This is a genomic window from Variovorax sp. PCZ-1 (genome assembly GCF_018413605.1).
Classification (GTDB): domain Bacteria; phylum Pseudomonadota; class Gammaproteobacteria; order Burkholderiales; family Burkholderiaceae_C; genus JANMDU01.
This window is the reverse complement of the sequence record NZ_JAHCDN010000002.1, coordinates 145,303-161,499: the sequence shown is the minus strand read 5'-3', so window position 1 is coordinate 161,499 and position 16,197 is coordinate 145,303. Positions and strand designations below refer to the sequence as shown.

The window sequence follows — 16,197 nt, the reverse complement described above, 5'->3', positions numbered from 1 at the left end:
CTTGAAATTTCTCTTAAAAAGTCAGCATTTGCCGCACCTGCACCTGCGCCGTATCACGCAAAGCCGCTGCGGCATCGCGCGCTTTGAGCGCCGCCAAAATTCGGTTCTCTGCCTCATTCAAGCCTTCGCTGTAACGCTTGTACAGCTCGGAGCCGCGGCTCACAGTAGATAAGTTCTCCCGCAAACGCGCTTGTTCTACCTGCTGCTCGCTCACGGTGGCATTGGCCTGCGCAAACAACTCACTTTGCGCTTCCACCGTTTGTCGCAGCCCCAGCAAGCGGCGCAAGGTACTCACGCTGGCTTCATCCTTGGCGATGCGCAGATATTCCTGCAACTGATACGCGTTCAAATTCTGCAATGGCAAGCGCTGCGGCATGGGTTGCTCCAGCGTCACCTCATGTACGCGCGCTGTGCCTGCAGGCGCGGGCAGCTTCACGCGCCAATTCGTCCGATTCTGGCCTTGCGATTCACCAAGTGCCTCGCCGCTGGGCGCAAGCAATGTATAGCCCATGTAGCGCGGCACATCGACCACCACGCTTTGATCGCTTGCATGATTGCTCTTAACGCTGAAGCTGTGAATCTGGCGTTGCAAGCTCTCCACCACCAGCGTGGCGCGCTCTACGCTGGCGCGCGTCGTCGTATTGCTATTGCTCACGCTGGAGCTGATGCTGATTTTTTGATCCAGCGCGAAAGCCAGCATGCGGCTCTCCCCAGCTGGCAGCGCGGCCAGTTGCGCATCGCCCAAGAAGCTCGCCTCCGCTTTGCCTTGCTCATACACCGTGACTGCACCGGGCGGCAAGCCATGAGCCGTGGTGTTTGCCAAGCCAATCGCTGCCAGCGGAAACTGGCTGCTCACCTGCGGCTGATATTGCGCCACGCGCTGGCCAGAGAGCTCTTGCACGATGATCGGCACCGATAAGCTGCGCCCATTGCCCACGCTCACCGGCAGCGGAAACTTGTAGCTCACTTGCGTGCCTTGATCTTGGTTGCCCGCTAAATCAGCGACTTGCGCGAGCACAGGAGGGCTAGCATCTGCTGCCGCATAGCGAGGTGACGGCGCAGCGGGAGCCGGAGCAGGTGCAGGTGCAGGAGCCGGCCTTGCGACAGCTCGAGCAGGCGCGGGAGCCGCAGCTGGCGCTGCAAGCATATTCGCCTTCGCCGCTTCAAACGCTGGCGCTTGGCTGAAGACCTGCGCTTGCACAGCGCCCGTATCCGCACGCGGCACAATGCGCCCCGGCATCTCTATCGGCACCTGAGGCCGCTCGTTAAACACGCTGTCGTATAAATTCTGCTGAAAGGCCACTGGCTTGCCTGTGGTCAGCGTGAGCTCCACGCCGCGCCAATCTTGACCACTCATGTTTTCAATCACAGCCCAGCCTTGGAGATTGCTTTTGGCTCCTGCAGCCGCGTCCATAGAAGGCACAGTCAAGCGATAGGCCGTTTTCCAAATCGGCGCGCTCGTCACAAAGCCCACGCGCACTGTGCGCGCCACGTTGCCGCGCGTGATGATCTCCACCGTGCGGCCATCTTTGGCGCGGTTGTCATGCATGGCCATCAGCGCAGAGGCGATTTGCTCGCGCAGCGTGGCATCTTGGAATTGAATGTTTCTCGCCTCTTCAATCACAAATGGCTTGAGGCCAGAAGCCGTGAGCAAGCTCGCGCGGTGGCGCGTGATCTCCATGCCTTTTTCCGAGCGCTGCATGAACGCTTCCACCGCCATGATGCGCCCTTCCAAGGTACCGCCCTGCGTATCCACGCGCAAAGCAGCGCCCGTCAAGGCCTTGAGCAATTGCGGCATGCTCTCAAGCGCCCCTGCATCAAAAGGCAATTGCCGCAGCATCTCGCCCAAGGGCTCGCGCCCCGGCAGGCTCACGCCTGCGATCTGCCCTTTGCCGTCAAACACCACCAAGCTTTTCAGCACATCATTGACTTGGGTTAATTTCACTGGCAAACGCAACACCCCATCGCGCTCCACTTGAGCCTCATACTCAAAATAGCCTACACCTGAAGACGAGAGCGTGACACGCTTGAGATTCAAGGCGGGCGAGACGCTAGCCAGTGCAGGAAGCGCGGCCAAAGCGAAAGCGCACATCACAAAAGTGCGCTGCGTTATTTTTGAAGTCATGTTTTCTCCGTTAAACAAGGATCTGAATCTTGTTTAACGGGGCCCCCACAGAAAAGGGGTTAAAGCGCTTTAACTTTATTTATAAGCTGCAGGATCAAGCTCGCGCGTCTTGGCTTCAATCCAAGTTTCCACTTCACGCATCATCTCCTCTGGCTCTCGCCCCACGCTGCTGATTTGCTTGCCAATCACCACATCAATCACACCTGGCGTTTTCACAAAAGCCTTGCGTGGCCAATGTTTGGCGCAGTTCACAGCAATCGGCACCACGGGGCGGCCCGTCTCACAAGCCAGCCTTGTACCGCCCGTTTTATAAGTGCCCTTTTGCCCACGCGGAATACGTGTGCCCTCAGGAAACATGATCACCCACACGCCGTTATTCATCACCCGTTTGCCCTGCGCCACCACTTTATTAAAGGCTTCCGCGCGTTTGCTGCGATCAATATGAATCATGTCCATCCGCGCCATACTCCAACCGAAAAACGGCACATACAGCAGCTCACGCTTGAACACATAAGCCAGCGGGTGCGGCATGATGCAAGGAAGTAAAAAAGTTTCCATCGTGGATTGGTGCTTGCAAAGCAAAATCGCGCCATCCTTATCGCCCTGCGGTAAATTCTCCAGCCCCTGCACACGCCAACTCACGCCGCAAATCACCTTCAAGCCCCACATCGCACATTTGAGCCAGCCAGCGCACATCCAATACATGCGCGTAGGGCTCACAAAGAGCGAAGCAATGATCACAAAGGTCGCCCATGGAATCACTGTGAGCATCATCCAGAGCATGTGAAGCGTAGACCGCAGGAAATTGATAGCGTAGGTCATGGTTTAAGCGGAGAGCAAGTGATCAGCAAAAGCGGCTAAATCGGTGTGCACGCGTGTGCCTGATGGGAATTCAGCAACATTCACCCGCGTCATCGTCATGGCTTCATCTTCTTCTTTTTTCACATTTGTCGCAGCGCCAAGGAGTTGGCCGTTTTGCAATGTGCCGCGCAAAAGCTCGGCTTTACCAGTGAGCACCAAATGCGGCTGGCAATGCGCCGCTACTGCAGCTTGTAAATCGCGGGGTGTGTCGCCTACAGAATGAACTGTGGTGTCTTTTGGATCCACGCCGTGGCGCTGCAAAATCTGCGCAAACAATCCCGGTGCAGGCTTGCGGCAATCGCAGTGATCCTCCGGCGTATGCGGACAATAAAACACCGCATCAATCTTCCCGCCCACTGCAGCGAGCAATTTATGCATCTTGGCATGCATGGCGTTGAGCGCAGCCGCATCAAACAGACCCCGCCCCAGACCGGATTGATTGGTCGCCACCACCACATGCCAGCCCGCCTGATTGAGCCGCGCAATCGCCTCCAGCGCTCCAGGCAAAGGCTGCCATTGCTCCGGCGATTTCACATAGTCATCCCGATCAAAATTGATCGTGCCATCGCGGTCAAGGATGATGAGTTTCATTGGGATAGATCAAGCAGCGAGTTTGGAAAGGTCTGCCACGCGGTTCATGGCTTGATGCAAGCTTGCCAAGAGGCCTAAGCGATTAGCGCGAATCGCTGGATCATCATGATTGACCATTACTTTGTCGAAGAAGGCATCCACAGGCTCTTTCAGCGCTGCAAGTGCTTTCAGATTTTCTTCAAATTGGCCGTTAGCCCAGGCAGAATCTGCGCGAGCAGCTACTGATTTGAGAGCATCAGCCAAGCCTTGCTCTTCCCCAGCTTGCAGCAACGCTGAATTGATCTTGGCTTCGACTGTGCCTTCGACTTTTTTCAGGATATTGCCCACACGCTTGTTGGCGGCAGCTAAGGCTGGCGCTTCTGGGAGTTGTGCAAATGCTCTCACTGCGGCTAGGCGTTGCGCGACCTCGGCCAGTTTTTGTGGACGCAAACTGATCACTGCATCTACTTCTTGCGCACTGTAGCCTTGCTCGCGCAAACTGCCAGCAAAGCGGTCATAGATGAAGTCATTCAAAGCGCTTGATTGATCTTGGATGAGCGATCCGAAAGCTGGTACTGATCTAGCGATCAAATCAATGATTTGCAGTGTCGGTGCTTTTTCCACCAACATCCGTATTACACCCAAGGCATGACGACGCAATGCAAATGGATCTTTGTCACCCGTCGGCAAATTCCCAATACCAAACATGCCAACTAGGGTTTCGAGTTTGTCTGCGAGCGCAACAACCACGCCCACTTGATTACGCGGCAATTCATCGCCCGCAAATCGTGGCTTGTAGTGATCTTCCACGGCTGCAGCCACTTCAGGCGTTTCTTTGTCGTTCAAAGCGTAGTAGCCACCCATGATGCCTTGCAGCTCAGGGAATTCGCCCACCATGTCGGTAAGCAAATCGGCTTTAGCGAGCAACGCAGCGCGATCCGCTTGTTTAGCGAGCAGATCACCGCCGAGTTGCTGGCCGATAGCACGAGCAATCGCGCGTACACGCTCCACGCGCTCGCCTTGCGAGCCGAGCTTGTTGTGATACACCACTTTAGCGAGTTGCGGAATGCGCGATTCGAGCGTTTTCTTGCGATCTTGATCAAAGAAGAATTTCGCATCGGCCAAGCGCGGGCGCACGACGCGCTCGTTGCCGCCGATCACGGCGCTGGCATCTGCGGGAGAAATATTACTCACGACCAAGAATTGGTTGGTGAGCTTTCCGCTGGCATCCAGCATGGGGAAATACTTTTGATTCGCCTTCATCGTGAGAATCAGGCATTCCTGCGGCACATCGAGGAACTGCTTTTCAAATTCGCAGATGAGCACATTCGGGCGCTCGACCAAGGCGGTCACTTCATCAAGCAGCGCATCATCTTCAATCGGCTTCACACCTCCGCCCACCTTGGCAGCCGCAGCGGCGAGTTGCTTCACGATCTCTGCTTTACGTGCTTCAAAGCTCGCAATTACCGCTCCGTCTTTCTCCAGCGTGTTGGCGTAAGCATCCGCATCCGCAACCACTACAGTTGATTTGGCTGCTTCAAAGCGATGCCCTTGCGTGCTGTTGCCCGCCTTCAAGCCCAGCGCTGAAATTGGCACGACTTCCGAACCATGCAAAGCTAGCAGAGAGTGCGCAGGGCGCACGAAGCTCACCGAGCTCCAACCGGGCAACTCGCAGCCACTTTCCAACTGATAGCTCATCACCTTCGGAATCGGCAACTTGGCAATGGCCTCAAGCAGTGCTTTTTGCAAACCTTCTGCGAGCATCGCGCCTTTGGCTGTGCTTTCATAGAACAAAGCTTCAGCCTTGCCATCCATCACGCGCTTCAAGCCGCTCACTGCACTTGCGTCAGCGCCAAGAGCTTGCAATTTTTTCAGCAAGGCGGGCGTGGCGCTGCCCGCAGCATCCAATCCAACCGCCACCGGCATGAGCTTTTGCGATACGGCTTTGTCCGGCGCTTGCACAAGTACATCTTTGACCCAGACAGCTAATCGACGTGGTGAGGCAAAGAATTGCGTACTTTCTTGATCGTCATCAGTTTCAGCTCTCAGACTTATTAGATTCTGAGCATTCAAAGACGCAACAAGCTCAATACCAAAAGCTTGCCCAAGCTTCTTCAAAGCCTTGGGCGGCAGCTCTTCCACAAACAATTCAACGAGAAGATTCTTAGTAGTCATAGTAATTCTCAAGCAGCCTTCTTCTCAATCTGTGCCACCCATTCGCGTGGCGCCATCGGGAAGCCCAAGCGCTCGCGAGAGTCGTAATAGCTTTGCGCCACGCTACGCGCGAGGTTGCGGATGCGGCCAATGTAAGCAGCGCGCTCGGTCACGCTGATCGCGCCGCGTGCGTCGAGCAGGTTGAAGCTGTGGGCAGCTTTGAGCACTTGTTCATATGCAGGGAGCGCAAGCAGTTGCTCAATCAAATACTTGGCTTGTTTTTCGTGCGCGTTGAAAGCCGTGAATAAAAAGTCTGCGTCTGAGTGTTCAAAGTTGTAGGTAGATTGCTCGACCTCGTTTTGTTTGTACACATCGCCATAGCTCATCGTGTCTGTCCACTTCAGGTTGTACACGTTGTCCACGCCTTGCAAATACATGGCCAAGCGCTCTAGGCCATAGGTGATCTCGCCGGTAGCGGGTTTGCAGTCAATGCCGCCGACTTGCTGGAAGTAGGTGAACTGTGTGACTTCCATGCCATTGAGCCAGACTTCCCAGCCGAGGCCCCATGCGCCGAGTGTGGGATTCTCCCAATCGTCTTCCACGAAACGGATATCGTTTTTCTTCAAATCAAAGCCCAGCGCTTCGAGCGAGCCCAGATACAGCTCCAAAATATTTGCAGGCGCGGGCTTGAGCACCACTTGGTATTGGTAGTAGTGCTGCAAGCGATTCGGATTCTCACCATAGCGCCCATCCTTGGGGCGGCGGCTGGGCTGCACATAAGCGGCTTTCCAGGGCTCCGGGCCGATGGCGCGCAAAAATGTCGCGGTATGAGATGTACCTGCGCCCACTTCCATGTCGTAGGGTTGCAAAAGGGCGCAACCTTGCTTGTCCCAATAGGACTGCAAGGTGAGGATGATCTGTTGAAAAGTGAGCATGCTGTGGGTATCGTGCGAAATGCAAAAGCGAAGCGCGCCAGAACTGGCGTAAACCCTTGATTTTACGGGGCTTTGGCAGCTGCAGAACCCAGCGCTGACTGTGGGCTCAAATCCAAGCGGAGGCATCCAAAGGCTCGCCTTGTGCCAAGGCGGGATTCATGTCTTGCAGCGCATGCACCTGAACCTCTTGGCTGCCCACGCTGATATCTATCTGCGCACCGAGGCGATAAGTATTCGGCGATGCCGCAACCGCCGCCGCTGTGCCCAGCACACGCCATGCCACGCGCGGCTCGCCATCACGCAAGCGCTGCATGAACTCTGCCGTATCGCCCACCACCGTATCGCGCGTGCCGCCGAAATCCAGCGGCATACGCACCACCTCAATCGGGCCCAAATGTAGGCTCGTGAGCACGCGCAATGGTGGCGCGCCCACCACCGACGGCTGTTGGGTGATCCATTGTTTGGCTTGGACACTTGATCGCAGCATGGCCTGCACTGCTTGCGCCGCGCGCACATAGCCAGGCTTGCCCTCCAAGGCTTGATCCAAGAAATACAGCGTCAAGCGGCTTTCATGCAAATCCAAATAATCTGCCGAGCGCAAGGCGGCATCTTTGCTCACGGGCAAAAAAAGCTGCCGCAGCAGCGTGCGCCAAGCTTGGATCGGCAGCGCTTGACGCAACGCCTGATCGTTGTGCACTTCCATGCTCACAGCCCAAGCTGCTGCAAACTGCTGGCGGGGAGGCTGCACCACCCTCCCTTCAGTTGCTGAATCTGCGGCCTGCGCTGGCGCTTGCATGGGCTCCAATTCAAGGCTTGGAAATGGCGTGAGCAATAACTCCGCTGGCGCGGTCGCTTCAAAACCTGTACCCCCTGGCTGCGAAGCTTGGCCTGATCGAGACACCAGTAATTCAAGCTGTTGATGCACTGCGGCCAGCAGTTTGTTCGGATCAAAGGGCTTCGTGAGATAAGCATTTGCCCCTTGGCTCATGCCATGGCTGATGTCTTCTTCGCTGCTGCGCGAAGTGAGCAATATCACTGGCGTTTGCGCGGTTTCGGGGGTGTTGCGGATATCGCTGAGCACCTCAAAGCCATTGATCTTGGGCATCTCCACATCGCTCACCACCAAATCTGGCAGTTCAGCCAGCACGGTAAGCAAACCCTCAGCGCCATTGTCAACATCGGTCACTTCATGGCCAGCTTTTTTGAGCACAGCAGTGATCAAGCGGCGCGTGGAGGCCTCGTCTTCCAATACTACAATTTTTGCCATTTTGTCTCGTCGTTTTTGAGCTGCTCGCTGCTAGGGCAGCGCACATTATGCGATAAGAACAACCCCACGAAGAGCATCATCATTCACTGATTTTTGAAGCTTTTTGTATCATTTGACGGCGTAGATACTGCGCGAAATGCTATTAAAAGTATAGTAATTCCTAGAATCCACAAAGGCCACAGACCAAATCGCCCAGCCCACCAAGCAAATGGCGTGAGACCTTGGCGACCTTCCACTGTTCCTGTGAGCACGCCGCGCGTGTGACGCGGCAAGCTTTGCGTGACTTCGCCGCGATGATTGATGATCACCGTCGCTCCCGTATTCGTCGCGCGCACCATCGGGCGGCCAAGCTCAAGCGCACGCATACGGCTGATTTGCAAATGCTGATCAATCGCCACCGTGTTGCCAAACCAGCCAATGTTGCTCACATTCACCATCACCGTCGGCGCTGTTTTTTCATCCACAAAGCGCCGCGCCAGCTCATCGCCAAACAAATCTTCATAGCAAATATTTGGCGCCCAGCGCTGGCCCGCCCATTCAAAACTCGCCTGCCCCACAGCGCCGCGATTGAAATCACCCAGCGGGATGTTCATCATCTGCGTGAACCATTTGAACAGCGGTGGGATGAATTCACCGAAAGGCACGAGATGGTGTTTGTCGTATTGATAGGGCTGGGCTTGATTCGGTTTTAAGCCAAGCACCGAGTTGGTGTAGCCCTTCTCGAAGTCACCTAAGGGGATGCCAATCAGTGCAGCTCTGTAGCCAGACCCATAGCGCTTTTGAATGGCTTCCCAATAATCTTCAGGGAGCTGGCGAGGTAGTAGTGGAATTGCTGTCTCTGGTGTTATCACAAATGGTAGATTTATACCCAGCAACTGCTCCCGATACCAATCCAATGATGCTTTCACGCCTGTCGTAGGATCGAATTTCTCGCCTTGTGGGATGTTACCTTGGAGGAGTGCGATGTCGGCTCTAGGTATTTGCTCAGCATAGATGTTTGCTCTTCCATCGGGGAAATAGTAGTCAATGAATGTAGCCATTTGCCCCAAATACCCAAAGCCAACAACAGCCGCCGAAATCAGAACAACGCCCAACCATGATTTCCATCTCTGACGCGTGCGGGAAATTATGCTAAGAACCATCCAAGACGCTATTGCTATAGAAAACCAACCGGTTCCATACACTCCAACGTCCGTTGCTAGCCAACGAAGCGGCCCATCCACATGCGCATACCCGCCCGCGCCCCACGGAAAGCCCGTAAACCAACTGTCTCGCGCCAACTCAGCCAACATCCATGCAGATGCAAAAACAATAGCACTCCACGCAGGATATATGCCGGCGATTTGCCTAAAACGCTTATAAAAATAGCTCGCAGCAGCGTAATACAGCCCCAAGAATCCACACAATGCAAAAATGGCCAACACCGCCAGCGGCGCCGCCAGCCCGCCATACACATGCATGCTGATAAAGAGCCACCACACCGTGCCGCAGAGCCAGCTTGTGGCAAACAGCCAGCCCAGAAACGCTGCGTGTCGCGCTGAGCTGGCGCGCTCGATGAGCATCACCAAGGCAGCCAACGAGAGCATCTGCAGCCACCACAGCGGTTGGCCATTCCAAGGCGCGGCAATCGAAATAGCTTGTGCGTAGCCAGCAAGCAAGCTCAAGAAACCTAGGTAAGCATTGATTCGACCGATAGCGGAAGTTAAAAAACTCATCCGCCTATTGTCGCGGCAATATGAGTCACTTACTCAAGCTGCCATCAGCGGCAAACTCCGCGCCCGCTTTCCCGTGAGTACAAACAGAGCATTCGCCAAAGCTGGCGCGAGCGGCGGCACGGCGGGTTCGCCGATGCCTGTGGGCACATTCGTGCTCGGCACAAGATGCGTTTCTACAACGGGCGTTTCGGCCAGCTTGAGCATGCGGTATTGCGGGTAATTCGTTTGTTTCACTGCGCCGCCCTCAATATCAATCTTGCCCCAAAGCGCCGCAGTCAGCGCGTACACCACCGAGCCTTCGACCTGTTGCGCCACGATACCGGGGTTGACCACTTGGCCGCAATCGACCGCGCAAACCACTTTATGCACGCGCGGCTGATTGCCTTCCATGGAAACCTCCACCACCATCGCCGCCACCGAGCCAAAGGATTCATGCAAGGCAACGCCGCGTGCGCGACCTGCGGGAAGTTTGCCCGCCCACTGCGCTTTTTCAGCCACGAGGTTAAGCACAGCCAAATGCCGCTTGGCCTGCTCACTGCCCGTGAGATGCTGCCTACGAAACGCGAGCGGATCCGTCTGCGTGGCATGCGCGAGCTCATCCACAAAGCTCTCAGAGAAAAACGCGTTATGCGAATGCCCCACACTGCGCCAGTAGCCCACGGGCACGCCCATGCGCGTGGCTGTGTGGCTCATGTGTTGGTGCGCAAAGTCGTACGGTAGATCAAACAACCCCTCCACCGTGGTTTTATCCGGCGAATCCACCGGGCCAGCCAGCAGAGGCAAGGCGCGTTCAAACCAGCGCGGTGTGATGGCATCACCTGCGCTTTGAATGCGCAAACTGGCAATGCGGCCATTCACATCAATTGTCGCGCGAGCGAGCGCAGCATGCGCAGGGCGATAGAAATCATGCGTCATGTCTTCCTCACGGGAATACACGAGCTGCACCGGGCGGCCACCACAGTGCTGCGCCACCATCACGGCCTGCAACACAAAATCTACATCCAGCCTGCGACCAAAGCCACCGCCGACCAATGTGACATTCACAGTCACATCGTCATTACTCAAACCTGCTGCTTTGGCTGCCATATCTCGCGCCATCTTCGGCACTTGTGTGGGCACCCAGAGCGTGAGCTTGCCATCTTTCAATTGCGCCGTGCAATTCATCGGTTCGAGCGTGGCGTGGGCGAGATAGGGCGCGTTGTAGAGCGCTTCTACCGTACGCGAACCCATTTTTTCGGCCGCATCCGTATCGCCTCGGCTGTGAAACGTGAAGCCATCTCCTTGTGTGGCAATCGCCGCCAACTCTTTTTCAATGTTTGCTGAATCCAAAGCACCCAAAGGGCGCTGTTGCCACTGCACATCCAAAGCCGCCGCGCCTTGGCGTGCGTGCCAAGTGGTTGCGCCCACCACGGCTAAGCCGGCTGTGCCACCGCCCAGAGCTGGAAGCTGCACCACGCGCTCCACGCCTTTGATCTTTAGCGCGGCGCTGCTGTCAAAGCTACCAGCCGAGCCGCCAATCATGGGGCAGAGCTTCACAGCCGCATACACCATGCCAGGCAGGCGCACATCCAGGCCGAATTGCGCTGTGCCATTCACCTTCGCGGGCACATCAGCGCGCGCTGCGCTCGTGCCGATCAGTTTGAAAGACTTAGCATCTTTGAGCTTCACATCGCCCACTTTCACAGCTGCTGCATCAGCCGCTAGCGCAGCAAAGTTGATGGACTTGCCGCCGCCAGAAATCTTGCCGCCTTCAAATATTAATTGCTCGATAGACACGCCTAGCTTCGCAGAAGCTGCCTGCGCCAATTGCGCACGCGCCGTAGCCGCAGCAATGCGCACCGAGCCCCAAGCATCGGCGACGCTTGATGAGCCGCCAGTGACGATCACGCCCAGCTCGCGTGCTAATTTTCCAGTCATCCATTCGCCCGTGCTCACCAGCGTGCTGCCATCTTGGTTCGGGTGAAATGGCAAAGCCGCGACAAACATGGCCACATTGCCATAAATGCTCTCAATAGGCGCTGGTACGAGACGCACTTGAGAAAGCGGCACATCCAACTCTTCCGCAACGAGCATCGGCAGCGCGGTATGAATGCCCTGCCCCATTTCGCTGCGCGGCATGGCCATGAGCACGGTGCCATCTTGCGCAATCTTGATCCAGCCGTTCAAAGCCACTTCGCCTTGGGTCGGCAGCAGCATCTCGCCAGTGCCTAAGCGCGAGCGAGCAGGCATCACACCCCAGCCCACCAGCAATGTGCCCGTGACACCCAAACCGGTCAAAATCATGGTTCTGCGTTTCATCGTTTTTCTCCTCAAGCGGCTTTGGCATCAGATGCCGCAGGAGAAGCAGCCAAAGCCTTGGCTGCGCGATGTATCCCCGCTCTCACACGCTGATACGTCCCGCAGCGGCAGATATTCGTCATGGCTTCGTCAATCTGCGTATCCGTGGGCGCTGGGTACTTTTCTAGCAAAGAAGCAGCTGCCATCAACATGCCGCTCTGGCAATAGCCGCATTGCGGCACTTGTTCGGCAATCCACGCTTGCTGCACCGCGTGCAGCTTATCAGCACCCAAGCCTTCGATGGTTTGCACTTGCTTGCCTACGACGGTGGAGACTGGCGTGACGCAAGAGCGCACCGCCTGCCCATCCACTCTCACCGTGCATGCGCCGCAGGCGGCCACACCGCAGCCAAATTTCGTGCCCGTCATGTTCAGCACATCGCGCAACACCCACAGCAGCGGCATCGTGCCATCCATCGCAGCAGCATCTTGCACCGCCACTGGTTTTCCGTTGATTTGCAAATCCATAGCGTCTTCCTCTTGAGGTAGTGGCAAATATAGCCCATGCGGCAGCGCAGATGCGTTCAGAATTTATTGCATTTGGGCATGGAATAGCGTCTCTAAAGTCGCTTAGAGGTTTCCCTCTGAAAGCACCCCGCCCACTCAAAGCGCTTGATTCGCACATTACAGTGGTGCATCTGCTCTGAAAGCATGCCATGTCTGCCCTCAAAAAATCCCCTCGCTCTCATCTTCAAATCGTCACCGCGACCGAGACACCCGCGCCCGTCATGCGCCTTGCTTTCGAGGCACAGGCCCCGCAAGCGCTTCGTCTGCGGGAATCCACGGCTGCTGAGCGAATCGCCCTGATCAAAAAATTACGCACTGCCATGCTCGCTCGTCGCGAAGAGTTTTATGTAGCCTTCGCGCAAGACATGCGCAAGAGCAAGGCCGAAGTCGAAGGCGCAGAATTCATGCCCGTGCTCGATGAAATGCGCCATGCCATCGGTAGCCTCAAGCGCTGGATGAAGCCGCAATCCGTCACGCCCGTGATCACTTCCGTAGGCTCCAAAGCACAAATTCAAATGCAACCCCGTGGCCGCGTGCTCATCATCGCGCCTTGGAACTATCCTCTGAACCAATGCTTTTGTCCGTTGATCAGTGCCATCGCTGCGGGCAACACCGTCATCCTCAAGCCTTCGGAGATGACACCGACCGTCTCCAAACTCATGGGCGTGATCATCGCCGAGGTGTTTGATGCCACGCAGGTGGCTTACTTTGAAGGCGGCCAAGCCACATCAACCGCTCTGCTGGCCTTGCCTTTCGATCACATCTTCTTCACCGGCTCCCCAGCAGTGGGCAAACTCGTGATGGCCGCTGCCGCCAAGCATTTGACGAGCATCACATTGGAGCTCGGCGGTAAATCACCCACCATCGTGGATGAAACGGCAGACACAAAATTAGCCGCCGAAAACCTGATCTGGGGCAAATTCATCAACAGCGGCCAAACCTGCATCGCGCCTGATCACATCTATGTGCATGCCAAGGTCAAAGCCAAATTCATCAAAGCTTGCCAAGCTGCGCTCACAAAATACTATGGCGCGCCTGCCAAGCGCATGAGCAATGCGGATCTGACGCATATCGTTAACACACGCCATACGCAGCGCCTCTCTGATCTGCTCTCCGATGCTCAGAAGCGCGGCGCGCGCATCATTGTGGGCGGGCAAGTCGATATCGCTGAATGCATGGTCGCACCCACCTTGCTCGATGGCGTGAATGCAGACATGCGCATCATGCAAGAAGAAATTTTCGGCCCCGTGCTGCCCATCGTGGAATTCAGCGATATCAACAAAGTGATCGCGCAAATCAACGCGAATCCTAAGCCGCTCGCGCTGTATGTGTACAGCAGCAATGAAGCGCGCGCAGCCCAAATCATCGCGCAAACCAGCTCAGGCGGCGCATGTGTGAACCAATGCATGATGCACAATGTGCAAGGAAACTTACCCTTCGGCGGCGTAAACAATTCCGGCATCGGCAGCACCCACGGCTACCACGGCTTCAAAGCCTTCTCCCACGAGCGCAGCGTGCTTACAGCCGGCCGCCTGCGCTTGGAAAAACTCTTCGCGCCGCCTTACACAGCGATGCGCTTCAAGCTCATCAAGCAGATCGTGGATACGATGAGGTTGCCGGCTCTTTGATAGCTGGTTGGCAAACGAGTCGATTGCACGCAAAAGACGCAGAAATTACGCAAAATTCGCAAAAGAAGACCAAATTTGGTTATTTCTTTTCTGCGTCTTTTGCGTAATTTTTGCGTCTTTTGCGTTCTAAAAGAACCTGTCACAGCCATCAACGACAATCAAGGGTTACGGTACACCTTCTCATGGCTTTAATTTCTCTTCAAAACGCGCAACTCGCCTTCGGCCACGTTGCCCTGCTCGATCACACTGATTTCTCCCTCGAATCTGGCGAACGCGTCGGCCTCATTGGCCGCAATGGCACAGGCAAATCTTCCATGCTCAAAATCATCGCTGGCCTAGAAAAGCCTGATGATGGTGATTTGAATGTGCAGGGCGGCGTGCGTATCGTCTATGTGGCGCAGGAACCGCCGCTGGATGGCGACGCTACAATTTTCGAAGCAGTCAGCGCAGGTGTAGCGCGGGCTAAGGAGCTAATCGACCAATATTCCACGGGCGAAGGCGATCTGGATGCGCTGCAAGCGGAGATTGAGCATTTAGACGGCTGGAATTGGGAACAGCGCGTGGGCGAGACGATTGAGCGCCTGTCTTTGAACCCTGAAACGCATATCAACAAGCTCTCCGGCGGTATGAAAAAACGCGTGGCTTTGGCGCAGGCTTTGGTCGCGCGGCCTGAAGTGCTGCTGCTCGATGAGCCCACCAACCATTTGGATTTGAGCAGCATCATTTGGCTGCAAGAGCTGCTCTCGGGCTTTGAAGGCGCAGTCGTCACCATCAGCCATGACCGCGCTTTTTTGGATGCAGTATGTACCCGCATCGTCGAGCTGGATCGCGGCATTTTGCGAAGCTATCCCGGCAATTTTGAAGCCTATGTGACGCAGAAGGCTGATCAGCTCGCGATGGAAGAGGTGATGAATGCGAAGTTTGACAAAGTGCTGGCGCAGGAAGAAATCTGGATTCGCCAAGGCGTGAAAGCGCGGCGCACGAGGGCCACAGCGCGCATCACGCGCCTCGAAGAGCTGCGCAGCGCACATGCGGCGCGGCGCAATGTCCAAGGCCGCGTGAAGCTGGAGCTGGATGCGGGCGAGCGCAGCGGCAAGCTCGTGGCCGAGCTGGAAGACGCTTGCAAGGCCTATGGCGAAAAAGTCTTGGTCAAAGACTTCACCACAACGATTGTGCGAGGCGATAAGGTCGCCCTGCTCGGCCCCAATGGCGCTGGCAAAACCACCCTGCTCAAAATGATTTTGGGCGAGCTGGCCGCTGATACAGGCAAAGTCAAGCAAGGCGCGAACATGCAAATCGCCTATTTTGACCAAATGCGCGATGCGCTCAATTTGGAAGCCACGCTGGAAGATTTCATCAGCCCCGGCAGCGAATGGGTGGAGATCAATGGGCAGAAGAGGCATGTGAAGAGCTATCTCACAGACTTTCTCTTCAGCCCCGCGCGCGCAGGCTCGCCGGTGAAAAGCCTCTCGGGTGGTGAGCGCAGCCGCTTGCTGCTGGCGCGCCTGTTTGCGCGGCCAGCCAATGTGCTCGTGCTCGACGAACCCACCAATGATTTGGATATCGACACGCTCGAACTGTTGGAAGAGCTGCTGCAAGACTATGCCGGCACCGTCTTCCTCGTGAGCCATGATCGAGCCTTTGTGGATCACGTGGCCACCAGCATCATCGCTTGGGAAGGCGACGAGAGCCCCGGCCAATGGCGCGAATACGAAGGCAGTGTGCAAGACTGGATCACGCAGCGCGAGCGGGCGCAGCGGATGCGGGATGCGAAAAAACCAAGCCAAAGTAGCACTTCGCCGGCAGAGAATGTGCGTGAGCAGCTATCAAATTCAGAGCAAATAGTTTCTACTCCCGCTGCCCCAGCGAAGAAAGCCCGCAAGCTCAGCTTCAAAGAACAGCGGGAATTTGATGCGCTGCCCGCGCAAATGGCAGCACTCGAAACCGAGCAAGCTAGCATTCAAAAGCGCCTGCAAGACGGCTCGCTTTACGCCAACGATCCTGCGCTCGCCACACAGCTTGCGCAGCGCTCCGCAGCAATCGATGATGAGCTTTTGATATGCTTGGAACGGCAGGAAGCGCTGAGCTAGGCATCTTCT

At 56.0% G+C, this 16,197-nt stretch carries 11 protein-coding genes; 2 read left to right on the top strand and 9 right to left on the bottom strand.

From position 1 onward, the window contains the following. Positions 1 to 13 precede the first annotated feature (13 nt). From KIH26_RS10875 to KIH26_RS10835, 9 genes are all read right to left on the bottom strand, one after another. A complete protein-coding gene (locus tag KIH26_RS10875) occupies positions 14 to 2,125 on the bottom strand; it encodes a DUF4139 domain-containing protein (protein ID WP_213445130.1) in 2,112 nt (703 codons plus the stop codon). A 75-nt stretch (positions 2,126 to 2,200) separates the two neighbouring features. Beyond that, complete coding sequence (locus tag KIH26_RS10870) at positions 2,201 to 2,947, bottom strand: lysophospholipid acyltransferase family protein (protein WP_249661166.1); 747 nt, start codon at positions 2,945 to 2,947, stop codon at positions 2,201 to 2,203. A gap of 3 nt (positions 2,948 to 2,950) precedes the next feature. Further along, a complete protein-coding gene (gene gmhB / locus KIH26_RS10865) occupies positions 2,951 to 3,577 on the bottom strand; it encodes a D-glycero-beta-D-manno-heptose 1,7-bisphosphate 7-phosphatase (RefSeq protein ID WP_213445128.1) in 627 nt (208 codons plus the stop codon). Positions 3,578 to 3,586: 9 nt separating this feature from the next. Further along, positions 3,587 to 5,731 carry a glycine--tRNA ligase subunit beta gene (glyS, locus tag KIH26_RS10860; RefSeq protein ID WP_213445127.1) on the bottom strand — a complete coding sequence of 715 codons (2,145 nt, stop codon included), beginning with the start codon at positions 5,729 to 5,731 and terminating at the stop codon, positions 3,587 to 3,589. 8 nt (positions 5,732 to 5,739) lie between these two features. Beyond that, positions 5,740 to 6,645, bottom strand: a complete 906-nt coding sequence (gene glyQ, locus KIH26_RS10855; protein WP_213445125.1) for a glycine--tRNA ligase subunit alpha — start codon at positions 6,643 to 6,645, stop codon at positions 5,740 to 5,742. 106 nt (positions 6,646 to 6,751) lie between these two features. Beyond that, complete coding sequence (locus tag KIH26_RS10850; RefSeq protein ID WP_213445123.1) at positions 6,752 to 7,912, bottom strand: response regulator transcription factor; 1,161 nt, start codon at positions 7,910 to 7,912, stop codon at positions 6,752 to 6,754. An 83-nt stretch (positions 7,913 to 7,995) separates the two neighbouring features. Next, positions 7,996 to 9,627 (bottom strand): apolipoprotein N-acyltransferase, encoded by a 1,632-nt coding sequence (gene lnt, locus KIH26_RS10845; RefSeq protein ID WP_213445121.1) that lies wholly within the window; start codon positions 9,625 to 9,627, stop codon positions 7,996 to 7,998. Positions 9,628 to 9,660: 33 nt separating this feature from the next. Further along, positions 9,661 to 11,925: a xanthine dehydrogenase family protein molybdopterin-binding subunit gene (locus KIH26_RS10840; RefSeq protein WP_213445119.1), complete on the bottom strand. Its 2,265-nt coding sequence runs from the start codon at positions 11,923 to 11,925 to the stop codon at positions 9,661 to 9,663. A gap of 11 nt (positions 11,926 to 11,936) precedes the next feature. After that, a complete protein-coding gene (locus KIH26_RS10835) occupies positions 11,937 to 12,431 on the bottom strand; it encodes a (2Fe-2S)-binding protein (RefSeq protein ID WP_213445117.1) in 495 nt (164 codons plus the stop codon). Positions 12,432 to 12,619: 188 nt separating this feature from the next. On the opposite strand from KIH26_RS10835, the gene KIH26_RS10830 reads away from it, so the two are divergent. Both KIH26_RS10830 and KIH26_RS10825 read left to right on the top strand, forming a co-directional pair. After that, entirely contained in the window at positions 12,620 to 14,098 is a 1,479-nt protein-coding gene (locus KIH26_RS10830) for an aldehyde dehydrogenase family protein (protein WP_249661163.1), read from the top strand. Positions 14,099 to 14,280: 182 nt separating this feature from the next. Next, on the top strand, positions 14,281 to 16,188 hold the full coding sequence (locus tag KIH26_RS10825; protein WP_213445115.1) for an ATP-binding cassette domain-containing protein: 1,908 nt from the start codon (positions 14,281 to 14,283) through the stop codon (positions 16,186 to 16,188). The last annotated feature ends 9 nt before the right edge of the window (positions 16,189 to 16,197 follow it).

What these genes read in the sequence shown, in the direction of transcription:
- KIH26_RS10850 (WP_213445123.1), bottom strand. Translation starts at nt 7,912, where the DNA reads ATGGCAAAAATTGTAGTATTGGAAGACGAGGCCTCCACGCGCCGCTTG.
- KIH26_RS10835 (WP_213445117.1), bottom strand. Translation starts at nt 12,431, where the DNA reads ATGGATTTGCAAATCAACGGAAAACCAGTGGCGGTGCAAGATGCTGCT.
- KIH26_RS10875 (WP_213445130.1), bottom strand. Translation starts at nt 2,125, where the DNA reads ATGACTTCAAAAATAACGCAGCGCACTTTTGTGATGTGCGCTTTCGCT.
- lnt (WP_213445121.1), bottom strand. Translation starts at nt 9,627, where the DNA reads ATGAGTTTTTTAACTTCCGCTATCGGTCGAATCAATGCTTACCTAGGT.
- gmhB (WP_213445128.1), bottom strand. Translation starts at nt 3,577, where the DNA reads ATGAAACTCATCATCCTTGACCGCGATGGCACGATCAATTTTGATCGG.
- glyS (WP_213445127.1), bottom strand. Translation starts at nt 5,731, where the DNA reads ATGACTACTAAGAATCTTCTCGTTGAATTGTTTGTGGAAGAGCTGCCG.
- KIH26_RS10825 (WP_213445115.1), top strand. Translation starts at nt 14,281, where the DNA reads ATGGCTTTAATTTCTCTTCAAAACGCGCAACTCGCCTTCGGCCACGTT.
- KIH26_RS10840 (WP_213445119.1), bottom strand. Translation starts at nt 11,925, where the DNA reads ATGAAACGCAGAACCATGATTTTGACCGGTTTGGGTGTCACGGGCACA.
- KIH26_RS10870 (WP_249661166.1), bottom strand. Translation starts at nt 2,947, where the DNA reads ATGACCTACGCTATCAATTTCCTGCGGTCTACGCTTCACATGCTCTGG.
- glyQ (WP_213445125.1), bottom strand. Translation starts at nt 6,645, where the DNA reads ATGCTCACTTTTCAACAGATCATCCTCACCTTGCAGTCCTATTGGGAC.
- KIH26_RS10830 (WP_249661163.1), top strand. Translation starts at nt 12,620, where the DNA reads ATGTCTGCCCTCAAAAAATCCCCTCGCTCTCATCTTCAAATCGTCACC.